Genomic DNA, 24,671 nt, shown 5'->3' with positions numbered 1-24,671 from the left:
CCGACCGTGGGGACAACCCGGCATTCCATCTCGCGAGCGCCCGCGTCCCACACTAGGGGATCGTTCACGTCGCGGAACCACCCCCACTAGGCTGGTCCACGGACGCACATCTGCGCACACAGCGCACCTGACCAAGGAGTCTGCTCATGCCGAAGATCACGATCGGCCTCGGAATCGTCCTCATCGTCCTCGGAGTCATCGCGTGGTTCGCCACCGCCATGGCCAGCGTGACCGCGCTCATCCCCGCGTTCCTCGGTCTCGTCATCGCGATCTGCGGTGTCATCGGCATCCGCCGCCCGAAGATCGGGATCCACATCGCGCTCGTCGTCGCCCTCCTCGGCGTCATCGGCACGTTCATGAACGTCCTGCAGCTCGGCGCCCTCTTCGCCGGCACCGCCGAGCGCCCGGCCGCCGTCATCGTCAGCACGATCACGTTCGTCCTCCTCATCATCTACATCATCCTCGGCATCCGCTCGTTCATCGCGGCCCGCCGCAGTCCCTCCGCCAACCTCGGCTGAGTTCGGGAACCGCCCTTGACCGGCGAGCCGAACTGGCAGATCATCGAAGGGATCGAGGAGGATCACATGATTGCTGACTCAGCATCCACCCCCGCTCCCGCCCGCCCCGCGGACCGGCCGGACTCCGCTCTGATCGTCATCGACGTGCAGAACGGCGTGATGGCCGAATCGTGGAAGGCCCCCGAGGTGATCGACACGATCTCGGGTCTCGTGGACCGGGCGCGCGATGCCGGCACCGAGGTGGTGTGGGTCCGGCACAGCTCGGACGAAATGCCGGTCGACTCCCCGCAGTGGCAGATCGTCGACGCGCTCGCTCCCGCCGACGGTGAGGCGATCGTCGAGAAGACCCACGGCAACACCTTCGAGGAGACCGACTTCGAGGACGTGTTGGCCAGCCGCGACATCGGCCACCTCGTCGTCACCGGCGCACAGTCGGATGCGTGCGTGCGCTCGACGATCCACGGCGGGTTCTCGCGCGGCTACGACGTCACCCTCGTCTCCGACGCGCACACCACCGAGGACCTCACCGCATGGGGCGCGCCAGAGCCGGAGATGGTCGTCTCCCACACGAACCTCTACTGGGGATTCGAATCGGGACCCGGTCGCACCGCCGCGGTGAAGGAATCCGCCGACATCGACTTCGGCACCCGGTGACACGGCGCGACCCCGCCTGACCGGCGGTCGGCGAGGGAGTAGACCGTCGTCTGCCTCTGCCTCTGCCTCTGCCTCTGCCTCTGCCATGATGGGACCATGAGCGAAGACAAGCGCAGCATCGAACTGACCCGCATCGCCCCCAACCACTACCGCGCCACTGCCCCGAACGGCGCGAGCATCGAATTCGGTCGCGGTGACGGGCTCATGACCCCCGTCGAACTGCTGCTGGCGGCGGTGGCCGGATGCTCATCGATCGACGTCGACACCGTGACGAGCCGTCACACCGACGCTGAACGGTTCGACGTCCGGGCGAGCGCCGACAAGATCGTCGAGGACGGCGCCAACCGGCTCGAGAACGTCCACCTCGACTTCGACCTCGCGTTCCCCGATGATGAGGCGGGCCGCCGTGCGGATGCGCAGATCGAGAAGCTCGTCGGACTCTCCCACGACAAGTACTGCACGGTCTCGCGCACTGTCGAGCACGCGACTCCCGTGAGCTACAGCGTCCGCCGCGACTGACCTGCGCGGGGGCGCTCACCCGCCTCAGCTTGCGAGGAGGCGCTTCTTCTCGACCTCGATGTCGAAGTCGGCCGGCGGCCACTGCGGGTCGATGCGCTCGAGGGCATCGAGGATGAGGCGCTGCACGGCCAGGCGGGCGTACCACTTGCGGTTGGCGGGAACGACGTGCCAGGGCGCGACCTCGGTCGAGGTGCGGTCGAAGACATCCTGGTAGGCCTGCATGTACTCGGGCCAGAGGAGTCGTTCGTCGACGTCGCCGGTGTTGTACTTCCAGTACTTGTCGGGCCGGTCGAGGCGCTCGAGGAGGCGGTCGCGCTGCTCGTCGGGTGAGATGTGGAGCATGACCTTGATGACGATGACGCCCGCCGCGGCGAGTTCGGCCTCGAAGTCGTTGATCGCCTGGTAGCGGCGCTCGATCTCCTCGGCATCGGCGAGCTCACGGACCTTGCCGATGAGCACGTCCTCATAGTGCGAGCGGTCGAAGACGCCGATCATCCCCGGCCCCGGCACATGCGGACGGATGCGCCAGAGGAAGTCGTGCTCGAGCTCCTCGTCGGTGGGCTTCTTGAACGCCGCGAGCTCGACGCCCTGCGGGTCGACGGACCCGACGACGTGACGGACGATCCCGCCCTTGCCCGCCGTGTCCATCGCCTGGAGCACGAGGAGCACGGCAGGGCCCGTCTCCGCGTCGTGATGGGCGGCGAACAGGCGTTCCTGCAGGTCATCGAGCTGCGCTGCGGTCGCCGCGAGCTCCTTCTGACCGGTCTTCTTGTCGCCTTCGTAGCCGGGGGTCGCCTCCGGATCGACATCGGCGAGGCGGAAGCCCTCGTCGACGCGCAGAAGGGGCTGGGGATCTTCGGTCCAATGGCTGCTCATGCGATCATCTTCGCAGGTGGGCAACCGGCCGTCCACAATCCTCGGACGCCGTGACCCGCAAGTCACGGACCCAGTGACCCGCAAGTCACGGACCCAGTGACCCGCAAGTCACGGTCCCGGCGACCTGCCGTCCCCGGACCCACAGACTCACGTATCCCCGGCCCCGGCGACCCGACGACCCCTGGGCGAGACCGCATCCCATCGCCTACCCTGGAATCACCGCAGCGGGAGGGGCGCCCCATGGAAGACGAACTGCTCATCGTCGAAGAGCTCATGCTCCTGCTCCTGGCCGATGACGGCAGCGCGATCGCCGGCTCGAAGGTCCTCCACTGCGTCCTGCCCGGCGCCGTCCTCGCCGAACTCGCGCTCACCGGCCGCCTCGAGGTCCATTCGCATCGCCGGGTCGGCGGCACCCTCATCCATGCGAAGCGCACGACCCCCGACCCGCAGATCGATCCGATCCTCGCCGAGGCGCTGCGGGCGATGGGCACGCGCGAGCACTCCGCGTACGGCCTCATCTCGGGTCTCGACCTCGACGTCCGCCAGCCCGTGCTCGACCGCTTGGCCGCGAAGGGCATCATCCTCCGCGAGACGAAGAAGGTCCTCGGCGTGCTCCCGACGACCCGGTGGCCGACGCTCGATGTGCGCGCCGAGGCGGCCCTCCGCGACCGTGTCACCGCCGTCCTCGACGACGGCCGGGCTCCGGATGCGCGCACCGCTGCGATCATCGCGCTCATCTCCGCGGCTCAGGTCTACGTCCAGCTCCAGCCGCGGATGCCGTGGAACGCCGAGGTGGCGACCCGACTCAAGGAGATCGAACGCGGACAGGTCAGCGCCGCCGAGGCGACACCGGAATCCCAGGAGATCATCGAGGAGATCGCCAGGGCCGTGCTCGCCATGACGTCGTCGGCCTCCTCGGCGCCGATCCTCTGACCGCATCAGCGACCGAGTCCGGGACGACCGGCCCAACGACCGCGCAGGTCACCGGCACAGCCCCCGTCCGCAGCGTGTCCACCGCGACCGCGGGCTCAGTCGGGGCGGCGGAACACCGCGGGCAGGCGCTTGCGCCGCGACTGCCCGTCCCTGGCGCGCAGCGACCACTGGCGCATCGGCTGCGGCACCCGCCACTGCAGTCTCCACGCGAGCATCCTGAACCCGAAGGCGAACGCCGCGATGAGCACCGAGGTGACGCCGCCGAGGAGACCGAGCCGATCGGCGAGGATCGTCAGCCCCGAACCGAAGAGGGCGGGAATGAGGTAGAGGTCGGTGCCGCGGAAGATCGCGGGATCCTCGTTCGCGACGACATCGCGCAGGAGTCCGCCACCGCACGCGGTCAGCGCGCCCATGAGGAGCGCGACGGGCGCCTGGGCGCCGGCTTCGAGCGCGATCGCCGTGCCCGTGAGGCTGAAGAGCCCCATGCCGAGCGCGTCGAAGACGATGATCCAGATCCGGGCGCGCAGCGTGCGCTGCCCGATGAGGTAGATGAGCAGGGTCGCGAGCAGCGGCGGGGCGAGGTAGATCGGGTGGGCGAGCGCATTGGGCACGCGGTCGAGGAGGATGTCGCGGATCATGCCGCCGCCGATTCCCGCGAGCAGACCGAGGACGAGGCCGCCGGTGATGTCGTAGCCGCGGCGTGCCGCGAGCAGCACACCGGAGATTGCGAAGACGAATGTGCCGAGGAGGTCGAGCACCAGCAGCACGGTCTCCGTGAATGACATGACCTCTCCTCTGCTCTCCCAATCACTGTCGCCCCCACTGTAATGCGGGCCGGGCGCTCCGCATTCCGCCACCGACGCACTCGGCCTGCGTGAGCCCCCGCCGCGGTGGCGTCAGACCACGTCCCGCCTGCGCACTACCGTGTGCCGCTAGGGTGAGTGCATGTCCGAACCCACTGTCGTCCTCATCCACGGCGCGTTCGCGAACTCGCTGACGTTCGCCCCGCTCCAGGCCGAACTCGCCGCCCACGGGGTCCGCTCGGCCGCGCTCGACCTGCCGGGCCACGGCTTCTCCGCCGTCATCCCCGACGGGTATCAGCCCCCGCAGGATCTTGGGGCGCTGGCCACTGCCCCGAGTGCGATGGCCGGGGTGAGCCTGGCCGACACCGTCGCCCATCTCGCCGAGGCGATCGGCCGCCTCCGCGACACCGGACCCGTCATCGCCCTCGCCCACAGCCGAGGCGGAATCGCCCTGACCGCCCTGGGCAATGCGCACCCCGAGCTGCTCGACCACCTCGTCTACACCTCGGCGTGGGCCCCGGTCGACCTCGAGGCCGCCGCCTACAACGCCGAACCGGAGATGGCCGACGTCGATGCCGGCGTCCTCGCGTCCCTCCTCGTCGGCGATCCGGGGCAGCTCGGTGCCCTGCGCTGCAACTTCCGCGGCGCCACCGGCGAACAGCTCGCCTCGCTCAAGGCCCTCTTCTGCGCCGACGCCACGGCCGACGAGTTCCTCACCTTCGTCGGCACGTTCCAGCCCGACGAGAACCTCGACGCCGGCGGCCCGGACGACCGCGCCCAGGCGGACACCTGGGGCACGATTCCGCGGACGTTCATCCGCCTCGGCGAGGATCGATCGATTCCCCTGCCGATGCAGGACCGCCTCATCCGGGAGGGCGATGCCCTCACCCCGGACAATCCCTACCGGGTGATCACGCTCGACTCCTCGCATCTGCGGTGGCTCATCCGTCCCGCCGAGGCGGCCGAGGCCATCGCCGGCATCGTCGCCGAGGTGCGCGCCCGGTAGCACGCGACCGTGCGCCCCCGCTCATCGCGGAGGCGCACGGTCGATGCGCTCATCTGTCCCGGCTGCGGTGCCTCAGCTGAGCTGGAAGTTGTCGGGGTTCTTGTAGTCCTCGATCTCGACGACCGGGGTGCCCATCCCCTTGAGGAGCTTCGAGATGGGACAGCGGGCGTGGGCGCGGGCGGCGTACTTCTCCGCATCCGCGTCGGAGACTCCCTCGACGGAGATGAAGGCGCGGGGCACGAAGTAGAAGCCGCCGGACTTCTCCTTGTGGAGGTCGACCTCGCAGCGCACCCGTGACAGGGCGTCGACCTCGTTGACGGCGAGGACGACCTTGAGGGTCTCGCCGAGGCAGGTGCTCCACGCCATCGCGAGGAACTGCTCGGGGTTGCTGCCGAGCTCCGTGTGCGAGGTCGGGGCGGTGGCGAGAGTCGGACCGTCTTCGACGCGCACTTCTCCCGACGTGCCGCCGAGGTTCTCCACCCGAGCGGTGTAGATCGGTGCGTTGGGGCCTTTGGGTTCGTCGTCCGAGTCGGCGGGGCGCGCCTGCGGCTCGGCGTATCCGGGATTCTCAGTCATCAATCCATGCTACGACAGCAGGGAGACGCCCGGCTGAACGTTTCGCGAATTGCGGACGCGCGGCCGGACCATCTGCCGGTCCCTCCGCTCCGAATCCCCCACATGAGACTCCGTCTGCGCTCCATCCTCGTCGGCGTCGCCGCGACGCTCCTCCTCTTCGGCCTCGCCGACCTCGTCGCCCGGCTCATCGGACCGACCTCGGCGCCGCTGCTCGTCCTCGGGCAGGCGATCATCCCGCTCACCCCGACGAGCGTCATCAAACCCGTCATCGCGCTCTTCGGCGCCAATGACAAGATCGTCCTCGTCGCCACCGTCGCGCTCGGTGCCCTCATCCTCGGCGCCCTCATCGGCTGGCTCGGCGGGACGCGACCACGGGTGGCGCTGGCCGCGTTCATCGTCGCCGGCCTCGTGCCCGCCGGTGCCGTCCTCACCCGGACGGGTTCGACGCTCATCGACGTCGTTCCCACCCTCGTCGGGCTGGCCGCCGGGGTCGTGGTGCTGTGGGTCGGCCTGCGCTGGGCCGCACAGGCCACGGCAGCACAGGCGCAGGCATCGACCACTGCCGCGCGCACCCCGCTGCTCACCCGGGACTCCCCCGCCGACCGCGCACAGCGGGCCGGTTCACGGCGGCGCTTCCTCGCGCTCACCGGGATCGCGGCGGCCGTCGGCGCGTCGGGGTGGCGACGGGCCAATCGATTGTCGCCCTGACCAGGGAGGCGGCCGCCTCGGCGGCGAACCTCGTCCTCCCCCGCGCCGCCCGGACGGCGGGACCGATCCCCGCGGGGGCGAGCCTCGACGTCGAGGGCATCCGCCCGTTCGTCACCGCGCAGAAGGACTTCTACCGCATCGACACCGTCCTCGCCCCACCGACGATCGACCCGCAGGACTGGTCGCTGACGATCCGCGGGATGGTCGACCAAGAGGTGACGATCACGATGGACGAGCTCCTCGCGCTGCCCCTGCAGGAGCAGCACACGACGCTGACGTGCGTCTCGAACCCCGTCGGCGGGGACCTCGTCGGCAATGCCACGTGGTTGGGCTACCCCGTCCGGGAGCTGCTGCGCCGTGCGGGGCCGAGCCCGGACGCCGACATGGTGCTCTCCCACTCCCATGACGGCTTCACCGCGTCGACGCCGCTCGAGGCGATGCTCGATGACCGGGACGCGCTGCTCGCCGTCGGAATGAACGGCGAGCCGCTCACCCCCGTGCACGGCTTCCCGGCCCGACTCGTCGTCGCCGGTCTCTACGGCTTCGTGTCGGCGACGAAGTGGGTGACCGAACTCGAGGTCACCCGATTCGACGAGAAGGAGGCGTACTGGACGCAGCGCGGATGGGACGCGAAGGCGCCGATCCTCGTCGCCTCCCGCATCGATGTGCCCCGTCCCCTGGCGAAACTCCCCGCCGGGACCATCACCGTCGGCGGCAGCGCCTGGGCGCAGACCCGCGGCATCGACCGCGTCGAGGTGCGCCTCGACAACGGCGACTGGACGGAGGCCGAACTCGGCGCCGAGGCGACCGTCGACACATGGCGGCAGTGGCGGGCCGAGTTCGACGACGTCCGGTCGGGCCTCCACAGCGTCACGGTGCGCGCCGTCGACAAGGACGGCACCGTCCAGACCGCTGAGCGCCGCGAAGCCATCCCGAACTCCGCGACCGGTCACCACCGCATCCAGTTCACCGTCGAGTGAGCCGGCCGTGCCCGGGATTCGCCCGAACGCGCAGCCCCGCCCCACACCCGCATTCCTCCCCCGTCACCTCGGTGTTCTCTGCCTCCGGCTGCGGGATCCGGCGAAGAAGATCCGGAAAAGAGGAGAAAAACCCGTCCGATCACCCATCCGGAACCTCGGTCGCTGCGAACCCCCAGTAACACAGCAGGACACACCAGGCTGTGTCGACCAGAGCACGACCGTGAAAACGGAGAAACAAGGAGTAGAACGATGAAAACACTGCGCACTCGCACTGCCACCCTCCTCTCGGCCGGTGCAATCGGCATCCTCGCACTGTCGGGCTGCGGAAGCTCCGGCGGCGACACGGAGTCGGGCGGCTCGGAGACCCAGTCGAGCGAATCCTCCGAGAGCTCCGCTCCGGCATCGGATTCGTCGGCCATGGCCGGTGAAGAGCTCGTCGGACCCGGCTGCGCGGCCTACGCCGAGCAGAACCCCGATGGTGCCGGCTCGGTCGAGGGCATGGCCCAGGACCCGGTGGCCACGGCTGCCTCGAACAACCCGATGCTCTCGACCCTGACCTCGGCCGTCTCGGGTGAGCTCAACCCCGATGTCAACCTCGTTGACACTCTCAACGGTGACGAGTTCACGGTGATCGCACCGACGAACGAGGCCTTCGAGAAGATCCCGAAGGAGGACCTCGACGCGGTGGCGGGCAACGCCGATGAGCTGACGAAGGTGCTCACCTACCACGTCATCCCCGGCCAGCTCTCACCGGACGAGGTTGCCGGTGACCAGGAGACCGTCGAGGGCTCGACCGTGACGATCGAAGGCAGCGGCGACGACCTCACGTTCGGCGACGCGAAGCTCGTGTGCGGCGGCGTGAAGACCGCGAACGCGACGGTCTACATGGTCGACAGCGTGCTCATGCCCCCGAAGTGATCGGGGACCGCTGAGGCGGTGTGCTGCCAGGGGCCTGGCTCGAGTGGTCTCGGGCCGGTCCCTGGCAGCATGCTTTCTCGGCAGCACGCGATCCCGGCACTCCCCTCGACGCCCCGCCCCGCTGGCTCAGTCACCGTCGTCCCCGCACAACCCGACCTGAGGTGAGCACCACCTCGGCGAGGATGACATGATGTAATCATGACTTCCCATGATCCCGGGGCATCGCCGCCCGGTCGGACGATGCGGGCAGACGGTGAGGCGCACGCGCAGACGGACCCCTGTGGGCAGCTGCTCATCCAGGTGGCCGCCGGTGACCGTCGCGCCTTCGAAGAGCTCTTCGCCACGCAGTCGACCATCCTCATGGCGGTGATCGTGCGGATCGTGATGAGCCGATCGCTCGCCGAGGAGGTGCTCCAGGAGTGCTTCGCCGAAGTGTGGGCGAGGGCCGGCAGCTTCGATCCGCAGCGCGGCAGCGGGCGGGCATGGCTCGTGACGATGGCACGGCGACGCGGCATCGACTGCGTCCGCAGCGTCCAGTCCTCCCGTGACCGGGATGTCGCCGACGGACTGCGGTCGGCGGCCGAGGTCGGGGAACAGGTCGAGCAGACCGTCATCGACAGGGCGGAGTCCGACCGCACCGTCGCCGCCCTCAAGCTCCTGCCCGACGATCAGGCGAGACCGATCGTCATGGCCTTCTATCAGGGAATGACCCATGCGCAGATCTCCGAGACTCTCAAGGTCCCGTTGGGCACGATCAAATCGAGAATCCGAGACGGCATGAGGAAGATGCGCGAAGAATTGGAGGCGAGCCGATGAGCGCCGATCGTGACTACCTGGCCGTCGGCTTGGCGCTGGGCGGACTGAGCGACGATGAGCTCGTCGAGGCGCAGGCGCTGGCCGACACCGACCCCGAGTTCCAGGCCGAAGTCGCCGCCTACGGTGAGACCGCCGCCTTCATGGCCGCCTCCGACGCTCCGGCAGCCGTGAGCGAGGAGACGAAGAACGCGATCCTCTCCCTGCCCGACCACCTCTCCCAGGAGAGTCTCCCCCAGGGGAGTGCGGCGCCGGACACCGCCGCCCCGGCGGGTCCGGACAGCGACTCAGCCGGAACCGATGCCCCGTCCCGTGACGAGCGGATCCTCGCCGAGGCGGGAGACCGTACCGCTGACACCGGGCCCACCGAGGCAGCTGACCGAACCGCGGCCGCTGACTCCGATTCCTCCCCCAGCACTCGGGCCGGCGGCGCGGCGTCTCGTGCCGAGGAGCCCATCGATCTCGCCGCACGACGGCGGAAGCGGAGCTGGCTGCCCTGGGCGGCCGCAGCGGCCGCTCTCATCGTCGTCTGCGGATTCGGCATCAGCGCCTGGCAGATGCAGCAGCGGCAGAACGAACTCGAGGCGACCCTGGCGGAGACGCAGCAGCGACTCGATGAGACGGCGCGGCTCATGGACGCCCCGGACCTGAGGACGACGACGGCCGATCTCGCCGCGGGCGGTTCGGTCACCGTCGTGTCCTCCGAGACCGAACAGCTCATCCATGTGACCTCGCGCGATGTCACCCCGGCCGAAGGCACATCCCTGCAGATGTGGGTGATCGGCGACGACGGGCCGAAGAGCGTGGGCCTCATGGTCGGCGACGCCGAGAACATCGACGGCAGCGACTTCGCCGCCGGCAATCTCTTCGGCATCACCGTCGAACCCGAAGGCGGCTCCCCGCAGCCGACGACCGATCCCGTCGTCGCCGTCGAGCTCTGAGGGCTGAGGCCGCGGTCGCCCCCAGACAAGATCGTGGTTCAGCTCGCCGTCAGTCGTTCGAGGTCGACCGCGCCCTGCGGGACTTCGCGGAAGGAGCCGCGGACCAGCGCCGCCAGAGCGGTCGCATACGTCGACCGCAGCCGTCCCTCGCTGCGACCGGCGACGATCCTCGCCACGGCGCTGCGCGCGAGCAGCAGAGCCGCCTCGGCGATCGCCGAGGTCCCACCGGCGATGACCGGCGCGAGACCCCACACCTCGGCCACCGACGCATAGACCGCGTGGAGCCGGGCCGCATCCTCGGTGTCGATGCGGTCGAGCAGCTCCTGGATCTCGGGCGTCGGCGCGTCGAGTGCCACCGCCTGGAACCGGACGAAGGCTCGCCACCGATCCGAGCTCAGCAGCAGATCGAGCTCTTCCTCCGCGGCGCGCGCGATGAAGCGCGCGGCGCTGTCGACTCGTGACGCGGTCCCCGTGGGTGCTTCACCGAGCACTTCGCGAGCAAGGGCGAGCGCCCGCTGCTCATCGAGCGTCGCCATCGCATGACCGGCGACGCACTGCTCGAGCGCGAACGTTCCGAAGGCCGATCTGCCCGGCCAGATGCGATAGGCGGAGGCGCGCGAGACGCCGGCGGATTCGAGGATGCGCTCCATCGGAATCTCGGGCCACACCGCGATGCCGTGATGGGCGACGTAGTCGACGATCGCCTCGGCGACCAGTGTGCGAGTCTCCTCGACCGATCGGTGAGCGCGCGGCATGCGATCCTCCTTGACATGAGACATAGTGTCTCTTTAATCTAGCATCACGCGATTGATACATAATGTCTCAATCATGTCTCCCGACCTCGGAGGTCATCATGACTCGGACCCGCACCGTCGCGCTCATCGGTGGATTCGCCAGCGCAGCGGCGATCGCTGCGACGATCGTCTCGGCCGGACAGATCCGCCCCGCACTGCTCAGCTCCTACCAGTACCCCACGTCATCCGGGGTCAGCCTCGAGGAGGCGTCGTCGCTGACACTGACCTACCTCTTCGCGATCGCCGGCACCGGACTGCTCGTCGCACTCGCCTTCCTCGCCGTGCGCCCTCTCGAGCGGTCGCGCTTCGGCTGGTGGTCGGCCGCCGTGCTGACGACCCTCGGGTTCGCTGTCGCCGCCTACAACGTCACCCAGATCGAGATCCCGCCGGCAGTGCGCATCGCGTTCTTCCTCCCACCGCTCGCCGGGGCCGTATGGCTCGTCGTCTCTCGCCGCGACTCACGGGAGTGAGCACTGCCCCTCCCCCGTGCGGCGGAGGCGAATCAGCTCTCCGAGGGATGTCCCCGGCGACCTCCCTCTGATTAAGCTGGAGGAATGGCAGAGCCGATCACCGCCGCGGAGAGGCGACCGCGAGCCCGGGACTGGTACCTCGTGGCCGCACTCGGCATCGGCTCGGCCGTCTTCGCCGCCCTCTACAACGCCGGCGGTTTCTGGCCGTTCAAGGTTCCGCTGTGGGCGTCCTGCCTGGCCTCCCTCATCGTGCCGCTGCCCCTGGTCTTCCGGCGCACGCATCCGAGCCTCGTCGCGTGGGTGGTCTCCGCCCTCTACATCGCCGCCCAGTTCCTGGGGATGATGGAGCCGGGCGTCTCGCAGATCACCCTCTTCCTCGCCGTCTATTCGATCGGGGCCTGGCAGAGCAACCGCCAGGCCGCGTTCATGTCGCGGCTCCTGCTCTGCATCGCGATCTTCGCCTCGCTCATCGGCGCTGCCGTCGTTCAGCTCTCCGGCCTCGGTGAGCTCACCGTCCTGCAGTACGCGGCGAACTCCGGCATCACGTTCCTCATCAACCTCCTCTTCTTCGGCGGGGCATGGATGTTCGGCGACCGCGCCTGGACCCAGCGGCACCTCGTCGGCGAACTCCGCGCCGCCAACGACGAGGTGCGCCGGCAGGAGCAGCAGCTCGCCGACCAGGCGCTCGACCTCGAACGCGTCCGCATCGCCCGCGAACTCCACGACGGCGTCGCCCATCACATCGCGGGAGTCGGCATCCACGCCGCGGCCGCCCGGCGCAGCCTGGAGAGGAACCCCGACCGCGCTCGGGAGTCGCTGCAGACCATCGAGGCGTCGACCCGGGAGACCGTCGACGAGCTCCGCACCCTCGTCTACACCCTGCGCGACACGAGCTCCGCGACCGCTGCGGCGAACCGGACGAGCGGCACCCCCGGACTCGACGACCTGCCCGACCTCTATGCCGACGCGCGCCGCAGCGGGCAGCACCTCGACGTCGCGACGTACGGGACACCGCATCCGCTCACCGCCATCACCGAGCTCTCGGTCTACCGGGTGATCCAGGAATCCCTGACGAACTCCAAGCGCTACGCGGGCCCCGGCGCCGAGGTGGTGGTGCGTCTCCGCTACGGCCCGAGCGACCTCGAGGTCGAGGTCAGCGACACCTCCCCGACCGGCGAGCGCGCCAATCCGTCACTCGGCACGGGGCAGTCACCCGGGCAGTCGCATGGCACCGGACGGTCCGATGGCACCGGCCGGTCGCAGGGCACAGGGCTCGGCATCGTCGGGATGCGCGAGCGGATGAGCGCCCTCGGCGGCACCCTCGACGCGGGCCCGAAGTCACGCGGCGGTTGGCTCGTCCGCGCCCGCATCCCCTACACGCGCCCGGATTCGCCCGCGACAGCGGCGACGGCACCCGAGACCTCTCCATCGACCGCGGCGACCGCGTCATCGACTGCGACGCCAGAGACTTCTCCCTCACCGATGGCAGACCAAATGCCTGCGGCCGAGACCACGGACCGCGCCGCCTCGGCGCACGCCTCCCCGGAATCCACCGCACCGTCAGGGACACCCGCACCTCCGAGCGCAAAGGCACGGCACGCATGATCAGAGTCCTCCTCGTCGACACCAGTCGATGGTCCGCACCGGCTTCCGCACGATCCTCGAATCCGAGGACGGGATCGCCGTCGTCGGCGAAGCCCAGAACGGGCAGATCGCAATCGACCGCGCCATCGAGCTCACACCCGACGTCATCTGCATGGACGTCCAGATGCCGGTGATGGACGGCCTCGCCGCCACTGCGGAGATCGTCCGGCGCGACACCGGCAGCGCCGTCCTCATGCTCACGACCTTCGATCGCGACGACTTCCTCTTCGAAGCGCTCGCCGCAGGAGCCGGCGGCTTCCTCCTCAAGACCGCCGAAGCCGAACAGCTCATCGACGCTGTCAAGGCCCTGGCCAGCGGGGACGGCCTGCTCTCCCCCGAGGTCACGCGCCGCGTCATCGAACGCTCGGTGAGCTCCCCGGCCGCATCCGCGCAGCCCTCGCCCGCGCTCGATCTCCTCACCGAGCGCGAACAGGAGGTCCTCCGCCTCCTCGCCACGGGCCTGAGCAATGCCGAGATCGCCGGTCAGCTCCACCTCGGCGAGGCCACGGTGAAGACGCACGTGTCGAACCTGCTCGCCAAACTCGGCATCCGCGACCGCACGCACGCTGTCATCTGGGCGTATGAGAACGGTGTCGTCCGCGTCGGGGAGTCCGCGCCGACGACGTGACCACCTCGGCGCCTCATCCCTCGCGGCGCCACCTCCGACGGGGCACCTCACCCCACGGACGGAGCAGGGCGCTGCTGTCCACAGCGCCGCTGCCTCCACGTCCATTGGGGATGGATCACGAGCACTGCTCATGAGGGGTGAGCGGATGGTATGCCACCGCTCGTTACGTAGCGTAACGGAATGATAAAGAACCGGCAACCCCACCCCTCTCCTCTGCTACAGTCAGAGCGAATTCTGCGACCGCACGACCGATGTGAAGGATGATCGACATCAGCACCAATCGATTCTCCGGTCGGCCACGCGACGATTCGATCGACCTCAGCATCCTCGATGCCGCGGCGCAGATCATCATCGAAGAGGGCTACGGCTCCGCGACCATCGCAGCGATCGTCGCCGCCGCCGGGACGAGCAAACCCGCGTTCTATCGCCGCTTCGCCAGCGTCGCCGACCTCATCCCCGCGCTCGTCGATCGGCGGCACCCACTCGACACCCCGGAGCCCACCGGCACTCTCGCCGGCGACCTCCGCGCCTTCCAATCCCAGCAGGCGGCGATCTTCAACGATCCGTTCGTCCGCGCGGCGATGCCCGCGTGGCTCGCCCACATGCACGACGGCCCCGCCGAGGCGGCCGATGCCTTCGTCAAGGGCTTCCTCCCGCAGCGGATGGCGGTGCTCACCGAGATCCTCGACCGTGCAGCCGCGCGCGACGCGATCGTCGTCGACGCCGTCGACCTCGACGCCCTCATGGAGACCTTCGTCGGCGCGTTCCTCATGCGCTCGCTCATCCCCCACTCCCCGCCGTTGGACGACGTCGACATCGACCGCTCCGTCAACCTCGCCTGCCTCCTCATCGAGCAGGCCCAACCCGAACCGCCTGAGCCGCGGGACTGACCGGTTCGCCGCACCGCAGGGCGACCGCTCCCCCGGCAGCAGGAGGCGGATCTCGCCCGTTCGGCTGAGCCGCGGGAACCGTGTCCCCGCATAGCGTGGAGACATGATCACGCTAGAGAACATCGCACGCAGCTTCGGCGACAAGAAGGTCCTCCACGACCTCTCGTTCACCATCGGCGACGGCCGGATGACCGGTTTCGTCGGTGCGAACGGCTCGGGCAAGACGACGACGATGCGGATCCTCCTCGGCGTCCTCGCCGCCGATGCCGGTCGCATCACCGTCGACGGCCGGCCGATCACCGCCGCCGACCGCAGCACCATCGGATACATGCCCGAGGAGCGCGGGCTCTACCCGAAGATGCCGATCATCGATCAGCTCGTCTACCTCGCCCGCTTCCACGGCCTCAGCCGGCATTCGGCGAAGCGCCGCGGCCTCGAACTCCTCGAGCGGCTCGAGCTGGGCGGCAAGCCGACGGACACGCTCGAATCCGTCAGCCTCGGCAACCAGCAGAAGGTGCAGATCGCCGCAGCCCTCATCCACCGCCCCCGCGCGCTCGTCCTCGACGAGCCGTTCTCCGGTCTCGACCCGATCGCCGTCGAACGCACCCTCGACGTGCTCACCGACTTCGCCGACACCGGTGCTCCCGTCCTCTTCTCGAGTCATCAGCTCGACCTCGTCGAACGCCTCGTCGACGATCTCGTCATCATCAACCAGGGCCGCCTCGTCGCGACCGGCACCGCCGACGAGCTGCGCCGTCAGCGCAGCCGCCCGGAGTGGATCCTCGAGGCCGATGCGGATCTCGCATGGGTCCGGGACCTTCCCGACGTCGCCGTCGCCGAGTTCGACGGTACGTGGGTGCGGTTCTCCGCCCCTGACGGGGATGCCGCCGAGGCGGTCCTCCGGCAGGCGATGACCCTGTCGTCCGTGCGCGCGTTCGCCCCCCATTCCGTTCCCCTCAACCGTCTCTTCCAGGAGGTCACGCAGGCATGAGCGCACACCAGCCCATTCCCGGAACCCATCTCTCGACACCGGTGACGACGACCCGGGCGAGCTTCACCACGGCGATCGGTCTCGTCATCGAACGCGAGATCATGGTCCGGCTGAGGTCGAAGGCCTTCGTCGTCTCCACTCTGCTCGGCGTCATCCTCTTCGGCGCGGTCGTCGCCGTCTCCGGGTCGCTGCCCTCACTGTTCGCCTCGACGGACAAGGTGGCGGTCACCTCGGCGGATTCCGTGGCCGGCATCGACGGCATCGAACCGGTCGTCGTCGGCAGCACCGAGGAGGCCGAGGAGCTCGTGCGCAGCGAAGAGGTCACCGCGGCCGTCGTCGACTCCGCCGACTCGCCGACCGGGACGACGATCATCGCCCTGCGGGCGGCGCCCGAGTCGCTGAGCGGCGCGCTCAGCCTCACCCCGACCGTCGACATCCTCGACCCGAATGCCCCGGATCCGGCGCTCACGCGCTTCATCGGGCTCGGCCTCGGGCTGATCTTCCTCTCCTCGGCGATGACGTTCGGGATGACGATCGCCTCATCGGTCGTCGAGGAGAAGCAGTCGCGGATCGTCGAGATCCTGCTCGCCTCCACCTCGGCGCGGGCGATCATGTTCGGCAAGGTCATCGCGTGCTCGGTGCTCGCGTTCGCGCAGGTCGCGCTCACCGCGGTCGCGGTGCTCGTCGGCGCCGCGATCAGCGGCAACGACCTCGTCCTCGGTCGTCTCGCCGACCCGATCGCGTGGTTCATCCCCCTCTTCGTCGTCGGCTTCGTCATGATCGCCGCGCTCTACGCGGCTGCCGCGTCGATGGTCTCCCGGTCGGAGGACCTCGGGTCGACGAGCACGCCGATCATGATGCTCATCCTCCTGCCCTACATGGGCGTCGTCCTCTTCTCCGACAACGAGGCGATCATGGCGGTGCTCAGCTACATTCCGTTCTCCGCGGCCGTCGCGGTTCCGATGCGGGTGTTCATGGGCACGACCGCCTGGTGGGAGCCGCTCGTGTCCCTGGCGATCCTCGTGGTCACGACGCTGCTCGCCCTGCTGCTGGCCACCCGGATCTTCGAGCAGTCGATCCTGAGGTCGGGCCCGAAGGTGTCGTGGAAGCAGGCGCTCGGCCGGTCGTGAGCACGTCGCCGGTCGTCCGCATGGTGGTCATGTGACAGGGCAATTCACGCGCCCTTCATCCCGGATCAATCCAGTCTGCGAGTTCCCTGAGTAGGTTGGAATGGCAGATCCGCGCAATCGCGCACCACGATCCGAAAGGACAACCATGGCCAGGAGAACTCTGCGTCTCGCAGCAGCAACCGGCGCGCTCAGCCTCGCACTCTTCGGCGTCGCCGCCCCCGCCGCGGCGGCCGGCATCGACGAACCCGGCGGTGCCCGCCAGCTCGACGGCGACATGACCGACTCGATCCGGAAATCGATCGAGGACGCCGGGGCGAAGAACGTCATCCTCCTCATCGGAGACGGCATGGGCGATTCGGAGATCACCGTCGCCCGCAACTACGCCGAGGGCGCGAACGGCCGCTTTTCCGGCATCGACGAACTGCCGCTGACCGGCAGCTACACGACGTACGCGGTCGACCAGGAGACCGGCAAGCCCAACTACGTCACCGACTCCGCGGCGAGCGCCACCGGCTGGGCCTCGGGCGTGAAGACGTACAACGGCGCGCTCGGCATCGACCGCAACGGCACCCCGGAGAAGACCCTCGTCGAGATCGCCCGGGCGAACGGCCTGAAGACCGGAAACGTCTCGACCTCTGAGATCCAGGATGCGACTCCGGCCGCGCAGGCCTCGCACATCTCCGCCCGCGGCTGCTACGGCCCCGAGGAGACGAGCCAGGACTGCTCCGAGGCCGCCCTCGAGAACGGCGGGCTCGGGTCGATCAGCGAGCAGATCCTCGACACACGCGCCGATGTCACCCTCGGCGGCGGCTCGGCCTCCTTCGAGCAGACCGCGAAGGCCGGCGACTGGGAGGGCAAGACCCTGCGCCAGCAGGCCGAGGAGCGCGGCTACCAGCTCGTCGACGACGCGTCCTCACTCGATTCGGTGACCGAGGCGAACCAGGACGCCCCCGTCCTCGGCCTCTTCTCCGAGGGCAATTTCCCCGTCCGCTGGGAAGGCCCGCTGGCCACCCGCACCGGCGGCAGCGAACCGGCCGCGCAGTGCACCGACAACCCCGAGCGCACCTCCGCCGTGCCCAGCCTCGAGGCGCTGACGACGAAGGCCGTCGACCTCCTCGACAACGACAAGGGCTTCTTCCTCCAGGTCGAGGGCGCGAGCATCGACAAGCAGAACCACGCGGCGAACCCGTGCGGTCAGATCGGTGAGACCGTCGACCTCAACGAGGCCGTCACCGCGGCCCTCGACTTCGCGAAGCAGGACGGTGAGACGCTCGTCATCACGACCGCCGACCACGCTCACACGAGCCAGATCGTCGAGACGGGATCGACGACGCCGGGCCTGAGCCGCACGCTGGAGACGAAGGACGGCAGCCCGATGACCGTCGCGTACGGCACCGCCGAAGAGGGCAACTCGCAGAGCCACACCGGCTCGCAGGTGCGCATCGCCGCCTACGGCCCCGGAGCCGCGAACGTCGTCGGACTCACCGACCAGACGGACACGCACTTCACGATCCTCGACGGGCTCGGCCTCGACCCCGACGCCGAGGTGCCCGGCGACCCGGGTGACGACCCCGCCGGTTCCGATGACTCGAGCGGCACCTCCGAGGGATCCGCGGACGCCGGTGGGGACGAGTCGAACGGCTCGGCCGATGCCGGCGGTGCGGATGCCGGCGGCGATGAGTCGAACGGGAACTCCGATGAGAACGGCGCCGGTGGCGCCGGTGGTGGCAACAGCGGCTCGGGCGGCGGTGAGGGCAACGGCTCCTCCGGCGGCGACCAGGGCCCCGGACTCGCCGGCAAGGGCGGAGGCACCCTCCCGCGCACCGGTGTCGAGATCGGCGCGGCGATCTTCTTCGGCGTCGCGGCGATCATCGGCGGCACCGCCCTCGTCCGCTACGCCCAGCGCCGCAAGCTCATCAACATCTGAGCAGCGGGCCGCGCTGACGCGAGCAGCACTGACGCCAAGTCCGGCGTGAGCCGATTCGGCTCACGCCTCTCCGAACGGCACGGTCATCGACCAGCGGCACGGGTTCCCCACCGTGCCGAGGGTCGACGACCGTGCCGTTCGCGTTTCCGCCCTGCGGCACCGTCTGTGCGCACCTTGACCCGGGGGTGGCGGCGTGGTTCGGTAGACGACATGACCGACCCTGCGCTCACCGTCCGCACCGCACGGCTGCGCCTGCGCACCTACCGGCCCTCCGACGCCGAGGCGCTGCTGCCGATCTACGCGCGCGAGGACGTCTCGCGGTTCCTTCTCTGCGACCCCTGGACCGCCGAGGTGGCGCGGACCGAGATCGGCAAGCGGATCCCCCGTACGGGGCTGGGCGGGGAGGCGAAGGCACTCGCCCTCGTCATCGAGACCGACGACGATCATGAGGACTTCGCGGGTTCGACCGTCATCGGCGACATCGCGATCTGGCTCGACTCCGCGGACGAGACGAAGGCGGAGGTCGGCTGGGTGCTCAACCCCGCCGCCGGTGGCCACGGCTTCGCCTCCGAGGCGGCGCTCGCCGTGCTCAACCATGCCTTCGACGACGCGCAGCTGCGCCGGGTCGTCGCGCAGATGGATGCCCGGAACACCGCCTCGGCGAAGCTGGCCGAGCGCATCGGCATGACACGCGAAGCCCACCTGCGCAGCGACTGGTGGTCGAAGGGCGAATGGACGGACACTCTCGTCTTCGGGATGCTCGCCTCCGACCGCAAGCGGGCCTGAGCGCACAGCCGCGGAGTCAGCGCCTCCTGAGCACACACCTGCGGAGTTGCGCGCAGTTACGGGGTCCGCCGGCGCAGCGTGAGCGAGCCGACGACGATCGCACCGACGATCCAGCAGCCGATGAAGAGGATCCGCAGCCACACCCAGTCGGCGTCCTCGGATCCCGTGGCGACGGCGGTGAGCGCGTCGATCGCGTGCGACAGCGGCAGCCAGTCGCCGATGGTCTCGAGCACCTCCGGCAGCCGGTCCCGGGCGAGGAAGATCCCGCCGAGGAGGATCTGCGGGAAGACGAGCACGGGCATGAACTGAACGACCTGGAACTCGGTGCGCGCGAAGGCGCTGGCGAGCAGGCCGAGCGCGGTGCCGAGGAGGGCATCGGCGATCGCGACGACGAAGAGCAGGACCATCGACCCCTCGATCTCGAGTCCGCACACCCAGATCGCGTAGGTCCCGGCGATCGCCGTCTGCACGATGGCGAGCAGACCGAACGCGAGCGTGTAGCCGAGGATGAAGTCGCCCTTGCCGAGCGGCATCGACAGCAGCCGCTCCAGCGTGCCGCTGCGGCGCTCGCGCAGGGTGGAGATGCTCGTGACGAGGAACATGACGATGAACGGGAAGAGCGCGAGCATCGCCGGGCCGATGTCGGCGAAGACCTCGGTCTCGTCGAAGATCCACGCGACGAGGCCGATGAGGAGGCTCGGCACGACGAGGAGGAGCGCGATCGTGCGCGGGTCGTGGCCGATCTGGAGGAGGACGCGACCGGCGGTGGCGAACGTGCGCCGGGCCGTCATCGCGTGCCTCCGTCCGGACCTGCGCCGAGGAGGCGGTGGCCTCCCGTGCGATCGCGTTCGATGATCGTGAGGAAGGCGTCCTCGGCGGTCTCGGCTCCCGTCGCGGCGAGGAGCTCGGGTGGGGTGGTGTCGGCGATGATGCGGCCGTCGCGCATGAGGAGGAGCCGATCGCACCGGGTCGCCTCGTCCATGACGTGGCTCGAGACGAGGATCGTCGCCCCGTCGTCGACGAGCCGGCGGAAGATGTCCCAGAGGTCGGCGCGGAGGACGGGGTCGAGGCCGACGGTCGGTTCGTCGAGGATGAGGAGGTCGGGGGTGCCGAGCATCGCCGCGGCAAGGGAGACGCGGTTGGCCTGCCCGCCCGAGAGCGTGCGCGCCAGCTGACGCGTCTGCCCGGTCAGGCCCGTGCGCTCGATGACGCGGGCGGCATCCGCGGCCGGGGCGCCGACGATCCGCGCGAAGTAGCGGAGGTTCTGCTCGACGGTGAGATCGTCGTAGATGCTCGCCTGCTGGGTCATGTAGCCCACCCGATGCCGCAGCGCCCGCGTCCCGGCGGGCCGACCGAGCACGGTTACGGTGCCGCCGCGGGTGATCTGCATGCCGACGATCGCGCGCATGAGGGTCGTCTTTCCGCTGCCGCTGGGCCCGAGCAGTCCGACGATCGCGCCCGACGGCACGTCGAGATCGAGCCGGTCGAGGACCGTCGTGCGTCCGCGCCGGACCGTGAGGCCGCGGGTCTCGATGACATTATTCATCATACGATGAATTAGACGCCTCTTCGTCGGAGGCGTCAAGGGGAATCTGTCCGGAATCGACGCGCTCAGGCGAGCGCGAGCCGCCTTCCGCGACGACGCGCTGTTCGCCGCACGGCCGTAGAAGGGTCAGTCGCTGGGACGGTCGTCGCCCGGGTCCGGGTCGCTGACCTGCGTGTTCCCGTCGATGTGCCGCTGCACGGACAGCGAGGTCCGGGCGATGACCTCCGGCAGCGGCGCCGAGGCGAGCGGTTCGAGCGCGACGACGTGGCGGATGATGAGCACGCCGGCCATCTGACTGAGCACGAGCGAGGACCGCAGCTCCGCCTCGGCGGATTCGATGCCCTCGGCGGTGAGCTTGCCGGTGATCGCCGACCCGAGCTCGCGGACCATGAACTGCCGCAGCAGGCTGCCGGCCGCGGATCCGCCGATGACGGATTTGAGCAGGGTGATGCCGATCGGCCTGATCCTCGGATCCTCCCAGGCGGTGAGCACCGTGCCGGCGATCGATTCGCCGAGGCGGTCGAGCGGGGCGTCGAGCGCGCGCCGGACGATCCGGTCGGGGCGCACGGGCAGCCTCACCGCCTCGGCGAAGAGGGCTGCCTTCGACTCGAAATAATGGTGGACGAGCGCCGGATCGACGCCGGCGCGGCGGGCGATGCCGCGCATCGACGTCGCATCGTACCCACGGTCGGAGAACTCGTCGGCCGCGGCCTTCGCGATCGCCTGGCGGGCGTCGCCGCGCGAGGACTTCGGCGGACGGCCGCGGCGGCGCGGTGCAGGATCGGACACGTTACTCAGCTTAGTCGCCTGCCGGGAGCCGGGACGCGGGGTCCGCTCGGACAGCGCGAGCGGCTGCCCAAAGGTCTGCACTTCGGTCCGTCGGCGCGGACAAAGGTGTTCGAAACGCGCCTCTGTCTGGTCGGAAGCACTCAGGTCCGGGCCCTAGCGTGGAAGTGGCAGAAGTCGCTGGAGAAAGGCACACATGTTCAGGCAGTCGTCGAAGCTGGCCAATGTCCTCTATGACATTCGGGGTCCTGTCCTCGAAGAGGCGGAGGCGATGGAGGCAGCGGGACACACGATCCTCAAGCTCAACATCGGCAACCCTGCACCGTTCGGCTTCGAAGCGCCTGAGACGATCGTCCAGGACATCGTCGGCCACCTGCCCGTCGCGCAGGGCTACTCGGAGTCGCGGGGCATCCTCTCCGGGCGCCGAGCCGTCGTCCAGCACTACGAGTCGAAGGGGATCACGAACCTCGACACGCGGGAGGTCTTCCTCGGCAACGGGGTGAGCGAGCTCATCACGCTCTCGCTGCAGGCCCTGTGCAATCCCGGCGATGAGATCCTCGTGCCCAGTCCCGACTACCCGCTGTGGACCGCCTCGGTGGCGCTGTCCGGGGGCACCCCGAAGCACTACCTCTGCGACGACGAGAACGGCTGGCTGCCCGACCTCGAGGATCTCGAGTCGAAGATCACCGAGCGCACGCGCGGCATCGTCGTCATCAACCCGAACAACCCGACCGGTGCGGTCTACCCGCGGGAGACGCTGGCCGCGATCGCCGACATCGCCCGCCGCCACCACCTCATCGTCTTCGCCGACGAGATCTACGAGAAGATCACCTACAACGGCGTCGAGATGATCAACATGGCGACCCTGACCGGCGACGATGTGCTGTGCCTGACCTACTCGGGGCTGTCGAAGGCCTACCGGATCGCCGGCTACCGGGCGGGGTGGCTCGCGATCACCGGACCGCTGTCCGAGGCGAAGAGCTACATCGAGGGCATCACCCTGCTCGCGAACATGCGGATGTGCGCGAACGTGCCCGCCCAGCACGCGATCCAGGCGGCCCTCGGCGGCAAGCAGTCGATCGAGGATCTCGTCCTGCCGACCGGCCGCCTCGGCGAGCAGATGACCGTCGCCCATGAGGGCCTCAACTCGATCGACGGCGTCAGCGCCGAACGCGCCGACGGGGCGCTCTACCTCTTCGCGAAGCTCGACACGGAGAAGTTCGGGATCACCGACGACGAGCAGTTCGCTCTCGACCTGCTGCGCGAGCAGAAGATCCTCGTCTCGCACGGCACCGCTTTCAACTGGTCGCGGCCCGATCACTTCCGGCTCGTCACACTGCCGTCGGTCGACGTGCTCACCGAATCGATCGACCGCCTCGGCGAGTTCCTCTCCGGGTACCGGCAGCACGCGCCGACGACGTGCGAGCTGCCGATCGTCCGCGAGGTGGAGGGGGCCGCCGGGTAGATTTGGTCGTGTGACCGCACCCCGCCGAGACCGCACCCCGCGCTGGCGCCGTCCGCTTCCCCTCACGGCGACCGCCGTCGTCGTCGCTGTCCTCGCTGTGGCCGTCTGGTGGTTCGCGTGGGTGCCGAACACCCGGCCCGCGCTCGAGCCCGGTGAGGTCCACGCGATCGACGTCTCCAACCACCAGGGCGTCATCGACTGGAGGGCAGTGGCCTCCGACGACATCGCCGCGGCGATGATCAAGGCCACGGAGGGCAACGACTACGTCGACCCCCGATTCGCCGCGAACTGGACGGATTCCGCGACCGCCGGCGTGCGCCGCGGCGCCTATCACTTCTTCACCCTCTGCTCCCCCGGTGCCGAGCAGGCCGAGAACTTCCTCGCTGCCGCCCCGCCCGAACCCGAGGCGCTGGCGCCGGCGATCGACCTCGAACTCATCGGCGCCTGTCAGGAGCGACCGCCGCAGGAGGCGGTGGACGCCGAGCTCGAGGACTTCCGGCGCATCGTCGAGGAGGCGTGGGGCCGCGAGCTCCTCGTCTATGCGCGCGGCTCCTTCACCTCCGACTACTCGATCGGGACGCTGGCCGACCGCCCGCAGTGGGTGACGAACTTCTTCGTCCGGCCCGGCGGCGAGTGGACGATGTGGCAGGTCCACTACTTCGCGAACGTCGCGGGCATCGACGGGCAGGTCGACCTCGACGTCCTCCGCGTGACCGAACAGGCCCACGCCCCGCAGTCCTCGCGGTCCTCGCAGCCCTTCGACTGAGGGGAATCAACCCGTCGCGGCACGGGGCTGCACCCCCAACCACCCCGCCCACCGACGCAGTGTCACGACAGATACGCGGTGAACCGACAGTTACGCGCCGTCCCGACGACTCCTGTGCCCGCGTCGTCGTTCTCCGGACGCAGAGTGTCGATGATCGAGTCCGAAATCGACACTCTGCGTCCGGAAGTCCCTGCCTCGGGTGGCACCGGGGCCGACTTCAGGTCGCATGCGGCGCGGGTCGTTGTCGGCGTCGCAGCGCCGAGTCGCGGCGCCGAGTCGCGGGTCGCGGCGATAGTTGAGCAATGTGCGCCGCGTTCATGGCGATTGCGCGCCGGATTCATGGTGATCTGGACGCGAATTTCACCATGGACCTGGCGCAGAACACGGGGATCGCCATGGATGCGGCGCAGAACCGGCGCCTTGTCGTCGCCCGCCTTACGTCCCGTCGAGAGCACGCGCGGTGCGCAGCGCTGTTTCGCCCCGCGGTGCGCACCGCAGTTCGCCCCGTCACACGCATCTGCGACTCACTCACCCGCTTCGTCTGCCGCCTCACCCCGTCACAGAAGTTCATAGTGTAGTAATTCACTCAACTTAATGAGTATT

28 protein-coding genes are annotated in these 24,671 nt (G+C 69.3%); 20 read left to right on the top strand and 8 right to left on the bottom strand.

From position 1 onward, the window contains the following. Window positions 1–146 precede the first annotated feature (146 nt). The 3 genes from AC2W7K_RS00950 to AC2W7K_RS00940 all read left to right on the top strand — a co-directional run bounded on the left by AC2W7K_RS00950 (window position 147) and on the right by AC2W7K_RS00940 (window position 1,691). Entirely contained in the window at window positions 147–518 is a 372-nt protein-coding gene (locus AC2W7K_RS00950; RefSeq protein ID WP_137824913.1) for a hypothetical protein, read from the top strand. 66 nt (window positions 519–584) lie between these two features. Next, a complete protein-coding gene (locus tag AC2W7K_RS00945) occupies window positions 585–1,172 on the top strand; it encodes a cysteine hydrolase family protein (protein ID WP_211978582.1) in 588 nt (195 codons plus the stop codon). Window positions 1,173–1,268: 96 nt separating this feature from the next. Beyond that, a complete protein-coding gene (locus AC2W7K_RS00940; RefSeq protein ID WP_211978581.1) occupies window positions 1,269–1,691 on the top strand; it encodes an OsmC family protein in 423 nt (140 codons plus the stop codon). Window positions 1,692–1,715: 24 nt separating this feature from the next. Here AC2W7K_RS00940 and AC2W7K_RS00935 read toward each other — a convergent pair whose 3' ends face one another. Then, window positions 1,716–2,567 carry a polyphosphate kinase 2 family protein gene (locus AC2W7K_RS00935; protein WP_211978580.1) on the bottom strand — a complete coding sequence of 284 codons (852 nt, stop codon included), beginning with the start codon at window positions 2,565–2,567 and terminating at the stop codon, window positions 1,716–1,718. A 240-nt stretch (window positions 2,568–2,807) separates the two neighbouring features. On the opposite strand from AC2W7K_RS00935, the gene AC2W7K_RS00930 reads away from it, so the two are divergent. Next, complete coding sequence (locus AC2W7K_RS00930) at window positions 2,808–3,500, top strand: GOLPH3/VPS74 family protein (protein WP_211978579.1); 693 nt, start codon at window positions 2,808–2,810, stop codon at window positions 3,498–3,500. A 95-nt stretch (window positions 3,501–3,595) separates the two neighbouring features. Here the strand turns inward: AC2W7K_RS00930 and AC2W7K_RS00925 are convergent, their stop codons facing one another. After that, window positions 3,596–4,285, bottom strand: coding sequence for a trimeric intracellular cation channel family protein (locus AC2W7K_RS00925; RefSeq protein WP_211978578.1), 690 nt, complete (start codon window positions 4,283–4,285; stop codon window positions 3,596–3,598). Window positions 4,286–4,445: 160 nt separating this feature from the next. On the opposite strand from AC2W7K_RS00925, the gene AC2W7K_RS00920 reads away from it, so the two are divergent. After that, complete coding sequence (locus AC2W7K_RS00920) at window positions 4,446–5,309, top strand: alpha/beta hydrolase (protein ID WP_211978577.1); 864 nt, start codon at window positions 4,446–4,448, stop codon at window positions 5,307–5,309. A gap of 72 nt (window positions 5,310–5,381) precedes the next feature. Here the strand turns inward: AC2W7K_RS00920 and AC2W7K_RS00915 are convergent, their stop codons facing one another. Beyond that, window positions 5,382–5,885: an OsmC family protein gene (locus tag AC2W7K_RS00915; protein ID WP_198499994.1), complete on the bottom strand. Its 504-nt coding sequence runs from the start codon at window positions 5,883–5,885 to the stop codon at window positions 5,382–5,384. Between the two features lie 102 nt (window positions 5,886–5,987). On the opposite strand from AC2W7K_RS00915, the gene AC2W7K_RS00910 reads away from it, so the two are divergent. The 5 genes from AC2W7K_RS00910 (at window position 5,988) to AC2W7K_RS00890 (ending at window position 10,245) form a co-directional block, all read left to right on the top strand. Continuing rightward, entirely contained in the window at window positions 5,988–6,593 is a 606-nt protein-coding gene (locus AC2W7K_RS00910) for a hypothetical protein (protein ID WP_486005663.1), read from the top strand. After that, window positions 6,563–7,573, top strand: a complete 1,011-nt coding sequence (locus AC2W7K_RS00905) for a molybdopterin-dependent oxidoreductase (protein ID WP_486005662.1) — start codon at window positions 6,563–6,565, stop codon at window positions 7,571–7,573. Before AC2W7K_RS00910 ends, AC2W7K_RS00905 begins: the two co-directional genes overlap by 31 nt. Window positions 7,574–7,822: 249 nt before the next feature. Then, window positions 7,823–8,491, top strand: coding sequence for a fasciclin domain-containing protein (locus AC2W7K_RS00900; protein WP_211978575.1), 669 nt, complete (start codon window positions 7,823–7,825; stop codon window positions 8,489–8,491). A 198-nt stretch (window positions 8,492–8,689) separates the two neighbouring features. Beyond that, the gene (locus AC2W7K_RS00895; protein ID WP_211978574.1) at window positions 8,690–9,307 is read left to right on the top strand and encodes a sigma-70 family RNA polymerase sigma factor; all 618 of its coding nucleotides are present in this window, start codon (window positions 8,690–8,692) and stop codon (window positions 9,305–9,307) included. Then, a complete protein-coding gene (locus AC2W7K_RS00890; protein ID WP_211978573.1) occupies window positions 9,304–10,245 on the top strand; it encodes an anti-sigma factor in 942 nt (313 codons plus the stop codon). The genes AC2W7K_RS00895 and AC2W7K_RS00890 overlap by 4 nt, the downstream gene beginning before the upstream one ends. 38 nt (window positions 10,246–10,283) lie before the next feature. Here the strand turns inward: AC2W7K_RS00890 and AC2W7K_RS00885 are convergent, their stop codons facing one another. Then, the gene (locus AC2W7K_RS00885; protein WP_211978572.1) at window positions 10,284–11,000 is read right to left on the bottom strand and encodes a hypothetical protein; all 717 of its coding nucleotides are present in this window, start codon (window positions 10,998–11,000) and stop codon (window positions 10,284–10,286) included. A 98-nt stretch (window positions 11,001–11,098) separates the two neighbouring features. On the opposite strand from AC2W7K_RS00885, the gene AC2W7K_RS00880 reads away from it, so the two are divergent. The 8 genes from AC2W7K_RS00880 to AC2W7K_RS00845 all read left to right on the top strand — a co-directional run bounded on the left by AC2W7K_RS00880 (window position 11,099) and on the right by AC2W7K_RS00845 (window position 19,505). Beyond that, a complete protein-coding gene (locus tag AC2W7K_RS00880; RefSeq protein WP_211978571.1) occupies window positions 11,099–11,509 on the top strand; it encodes a hypothetical protein in 411 nt (136 codons plus the stop codon). An 84-nt stretch (window positions 11,510–11,593) separates the two neighbouring features. After that, window positions 11,594–13,114 (top strand): sensor histidine kinase, encoded by a 1,521-nt coding sequence (locus AC2W7K_RS00875; RefSeq protein ID WP_211978570.1) that lies wholly within the window; start codon window positions 11,594–11,596, stop codon window positions 13,112–13,114. 28 nt (window positions 13,115–13,142) lie between these two features. Continuing rightward, window positions 13,143–13,781 carry a response regulator gene (locus AC2W7K_RS00870; protein ID WP_486005661.1) on the top strand — a complete coding sequence of 213 codons (639 nt, stop codon included), beginning with the start codon at window positions 13,143–13,145 and terminating at the stop codon, window positions 13,779–13,781. 260 nt (window positions 13,782–14,041) lie between these two features. After that, entirely contained in the window at window positions 14,042–14,671 is a 630-nt protein-coding gene (locus AC2W7K_RS00865; RefSeq protein WP_211978568.1) for a TetR/AcrR family transcriptional regulator, read from the top strand. Window positions 14,672–14,774: 103 nt separating this feature from the next. Then, complete coding sequence (locus AC2W7K_RS00860) at window positions 14,775–15,662, top strand: ABC transporter ATP-binding protein (RefSeq protein WP_211978567.1); 888 nt, start codon at window positions 14,775–14,777, stop codon at window positions 15,660–15,662. Then, entirely contained in the window at window positions 15,659–16,792 is a 1,134-nt protein-coding gene (locus tag AC2W7K_RS00855) for an ABC transporter permease (protein WP_211978566.1), read from the top strand. The genes AC2W7K_RS00860 and AC2W7K_RS00855 overlap by 4 nt, the downstream gene beginning before the upstream one ends. Before the next feature lie 145 nt (window positions 16,793–16,937). Further along, complete coding sequence (phoA, locus tag AC2W7K_RS00850) at window positions 16,938–18,719, top strand: alkaline phosphatase (RefSeq protein WP_211978565.1); 1,782 nt, start codon at window positions 16,938–16,940, stop codon at window positions 18,717–18,719. 210 nt (window positions 18,720–18,929) lie between these two features. Continuing rightward, window positions 18,930–19,505, top strand: a complete 576-nt coding sequence (locus AC2W7K_RS00845) for a GNAT family N-acetyltransferase (RefSeq protein ID WP_211978564.1) — start codon at window positions 18,930–18,932, stop codon at window positions 19,503–19,505. A 56-nt stretch (window positions 19,506–19,561) separates the two neighbouring features. Here the strand turns inward: AC2W7K_RS00845 and AC2W7K_RS00840 are convergent, their stop codons facing one another. The 3 genes from AC2W7K_RS00840 to AC2W7K_RS00830 all read right to left on the bottom strand — a co-directional run bounded on the left by AC2W7K_RS00840 (window position 19,562) and on the right by AC2W7K_RS00830 (window position 21,840). After that, on the bottom strand, window positions 19,562–20,296 hold the full coding sequence (locus AC2W7K_RS00840; protein ID WP_211978563.1) for an ABC transporter permease: 735 nt from the start codon (window positions 20,294–20,296) through the stop codon (window positions 19,562–19,564). Next, window positions 20,293–21,054, bottom strand: a complete 762-nt coding sequence (locus AC2W7K_RS00835) for an ABC transporter ATP-binding protein (RefSeq protein WP_211978562.1) — start codon at window positions 21,052–21,054, stop codon at window positions 20,293–20,295. The genes AC2W7K_RS00840 and AC2W7K_RS00835 overlap by 4 nt, the downstream gene beginning before the upstream one ends. 123 nt (window positions 21,055–21,177) lie before the next feature. Further along, the gene (locus AC2W7K_RS00830; protein ID WP_211978561.1) at window positions 21,178–21,840 is read right to left on the bottom strand and encodes a TetR/AcrR family transcriptional regulator; all 663 of its coding nucleotides are present in this window, start codon (window positions 21,838–21,840) and stop codon (window positions 21,178–21,180) included. A 193-nt stretch (window positions 21,841–22,033) separates the two neighbouring features. On the opposite strand from AC2W7K_RS00830, the gene AC2W7K_RS00825 reads away from it, so the two are divergent. Together AC2W7K_RS00825 and AC2W7K_RS00820 are read left to right on the top strand one after the other, a co-directional pair. Further along, window positions 22,034–23,302, top strand: coding sequence for a pyridoxal phosphate-dependent aminotransferase (locus tag AC2W7K_RS00825; protein WP_211978560.1), 1,269 nt, complete (start codon window positions 22,034–22,036; stop codon window positions 23,300–23,302). Window positions 23,303–23,312: 10 nt separating this feature from the next. Further along, window positions 23,313–24,068: a GH25 family lysozyme gene (locus tag AC2W7K_RS00820; RefSeq protein WP_211978559.1), complete on the top strand. Its 756-nt coding sequence runs from the start codon at window positions 23,313–23,315 to the stop codon at window positions 24,066–24,068. Between the two features lie 62 nt (window positions 24,069–24,130). Here the strand turns inward: AC2W7K_RS00820 and AC2W7K_RS00815 are convergent, their stop codons facing one another. Beyond that, on the bottom strand, window positions 24,131–24,523 hold the full coding sequence (locus tag AC2W7K_RS00815; RefSeq protein WP_344250269.1) for a hypothetical protein: 393 nt from the start codon (window positions 24,521–24,523) through the stop codon (window positions 24,131–24,133). Window positions 24,524–24,671 lie beyond the last annotated feature (148 nt).

The organism is Brevibacterium sp. LAARM2_SD2 (assembly GCF_057364785.1).
Note: the sequence above shows the minus strand (reverse complement) of the source record. Positions and strands in the feature narration are given on the sequence as shown.

Bases quoted from the DNA above. Each gene is read 5' to 3' on its own strand.
- AC2W7K_RS00950 (WP_137824913.1), top strand. From the start codon at position 147: ATGCCGAAGATCACGATCGGCCTCGGAATCGTCCTCATCGTCCTCGGA.
- AC2W7K_RS00945 (WP_211978582.1), top strand. From the start codon at position 585: ATGATTGCTGACTCAGCATCCACCCCCGCTCCCGCCCGCCCCGCGGAC.
- AC2W7K_RS00940 (WP_211978581.1), top strand. From the start codon at position 1,269: ATGAGCGAAGACAAGCGCAGCATCGAACTGACCCGCATCGCCCCCAAC.
- AC2W7K_RS00935 (WP_211978580.1), bottom strand. From the start codon at position 2,567: ATGAGCAGCCATTGGACCGAAGATCCCCAGCCCCTTCTGCGCGTCGAC.
- AC2W7K_RS00930 (WP_211978579.1), top strand. From the start codon at position 2,808: ATGGAAGACGAACTGCTCATCGTCGAAGAGCTCATGCTCCTGCTCCTG.
- AC2W7K_RS00925 (WP_211978578.1), bottom strand. From the start codon at position 4,285: ATGTCATTCACGGAGACCGTGCTGCTGGTGCTCGACCTCCTCGGCACA.
- AC2W7K_RS00920 (WP_211978577.1), top strand. From the start codon at position 4,446: ATGTCCGAACCCACTGTCGTCCTCATCCACGGCGCGTTCGCGAACTCG.
- AC2W7K_RS00915 (WP_198499994.1), bottom strand. From the start codon at position 5,885: ATGACTGAGAATCCCGGATACGCCGAGCCGCAGGCGCGCCCCGCCGAC.
- AC2W7K_RS00910 (WP_486005663.1), top strand. From the start codon at position 5,988: ATGAGACTCCGTCTGCGCTCCATCCTCGTCGGCGTCGCCGCGACGCTC.
- AC2W7K_RS00900 (WP_211978575.1), top strand. From the start codon at position 7,823: ATGAAAACACTGCGCACTCGCACTGCCACCCTCCTCTCGGCCGGTGCA.
- AC2W7K_RS00895 (WP_211978574.1), top strand. From the start codon at position 8,690: ATGACTTCCCATGATCCCGGGGCATCGCCGCCCGGTCGGACGATGCGG.
- AC2W7K_RS00890 (WP_211978573.1), top strand. From the start codon at position 9,304: ATGAGCGCCGATCGTGACTACCTGGCCGTCGGCTTGGCGCTGGGCGGA.
- AC2W7K_RS00885 (WP_211978572.1), bottom strand. From the start codon at position 11,000: ATGCCGCGCGCTCACCGATCGGTCGAGGAGACTCGCACACTGGTCGCC.
- AC2W7K_RS00880 (WP_211978571.1), top strand. From the start codon at position 11,099: ATGACTCGGACCCGCACCGTCGCGCTCATCGGTGGATTCGCCAGCGCA.
- AC2W7K_RS00875 (WP_211978570.1), top strand. From the start codon at position 11,594: ATGGCAGAGCCGATCACCGCCGCGGAGAGGCGACCGCGAGCCCGGGAC.
- AC2W7K_RS00870 (WP_486005661.1), top strand. From the start codon at position 13,143: ATGGTCCGCACCGGCTTCCGCACGATCCTCGAATCCGAGGACGGGATC.
- AC2W7K_RS00865 (WP_211978568.1), top strand. From the start codon at position 14,042: ATGATCGACATCAGCACCAATCGATTCTCCGGTCGGCCACGCGACGAT.
- AC2W7K_RS00860 (WP_211978567.1), top strand. From the start codon at position 14,775: ATGATCACGCTAGAGAACATCGCACGCAGCTTCGGCGACAAGAAGGTC.
- AC2W7K_RS00855 (WP_211978566.1), top strand. From the start codon at position 15,659: ATGAGCGCACACCAGCCCATTCCCGGAACCCATCTCTCGACACCGGTG.
- phoA (WP_211978565.1), top strand. From the start codon at position 16,938: ATGGCCAGGAGAACTCTGCGTCTCGCAGCAGCAACCGGCGCGCTCAGC.
- AC2W7K_RS00845 (WP_211978564.1), top strand. From the start codon at position 18,930: ATGACCGACCCTGCGCTCACCGTCCGCACCGCACGGCTGCGCCTGCGC.
- AC2W7K_RS00840 (WP_211978563.1), bottom strand. From the start codon at position 20,296: ATGACGGCCCGGCGCACGTTCGCCACCGCCGGTCGCGTCCTCCTCCAG.
- AC2W7K_RS00835 (WP_211978562.1), bottom strand. From the start codon at position 21,054: ATGATGAATAATGTCATCGAGACCCGCGGCCTCACGGTCCGGCGCGGA.
- AC2W7K_RS00825 (WP_211978560.1), top strand. From the start codon at position 22,034: ATGTTCAGGCAGTCGTCGAAGCTGGCCAATGTCCTCTATGACATTCGG.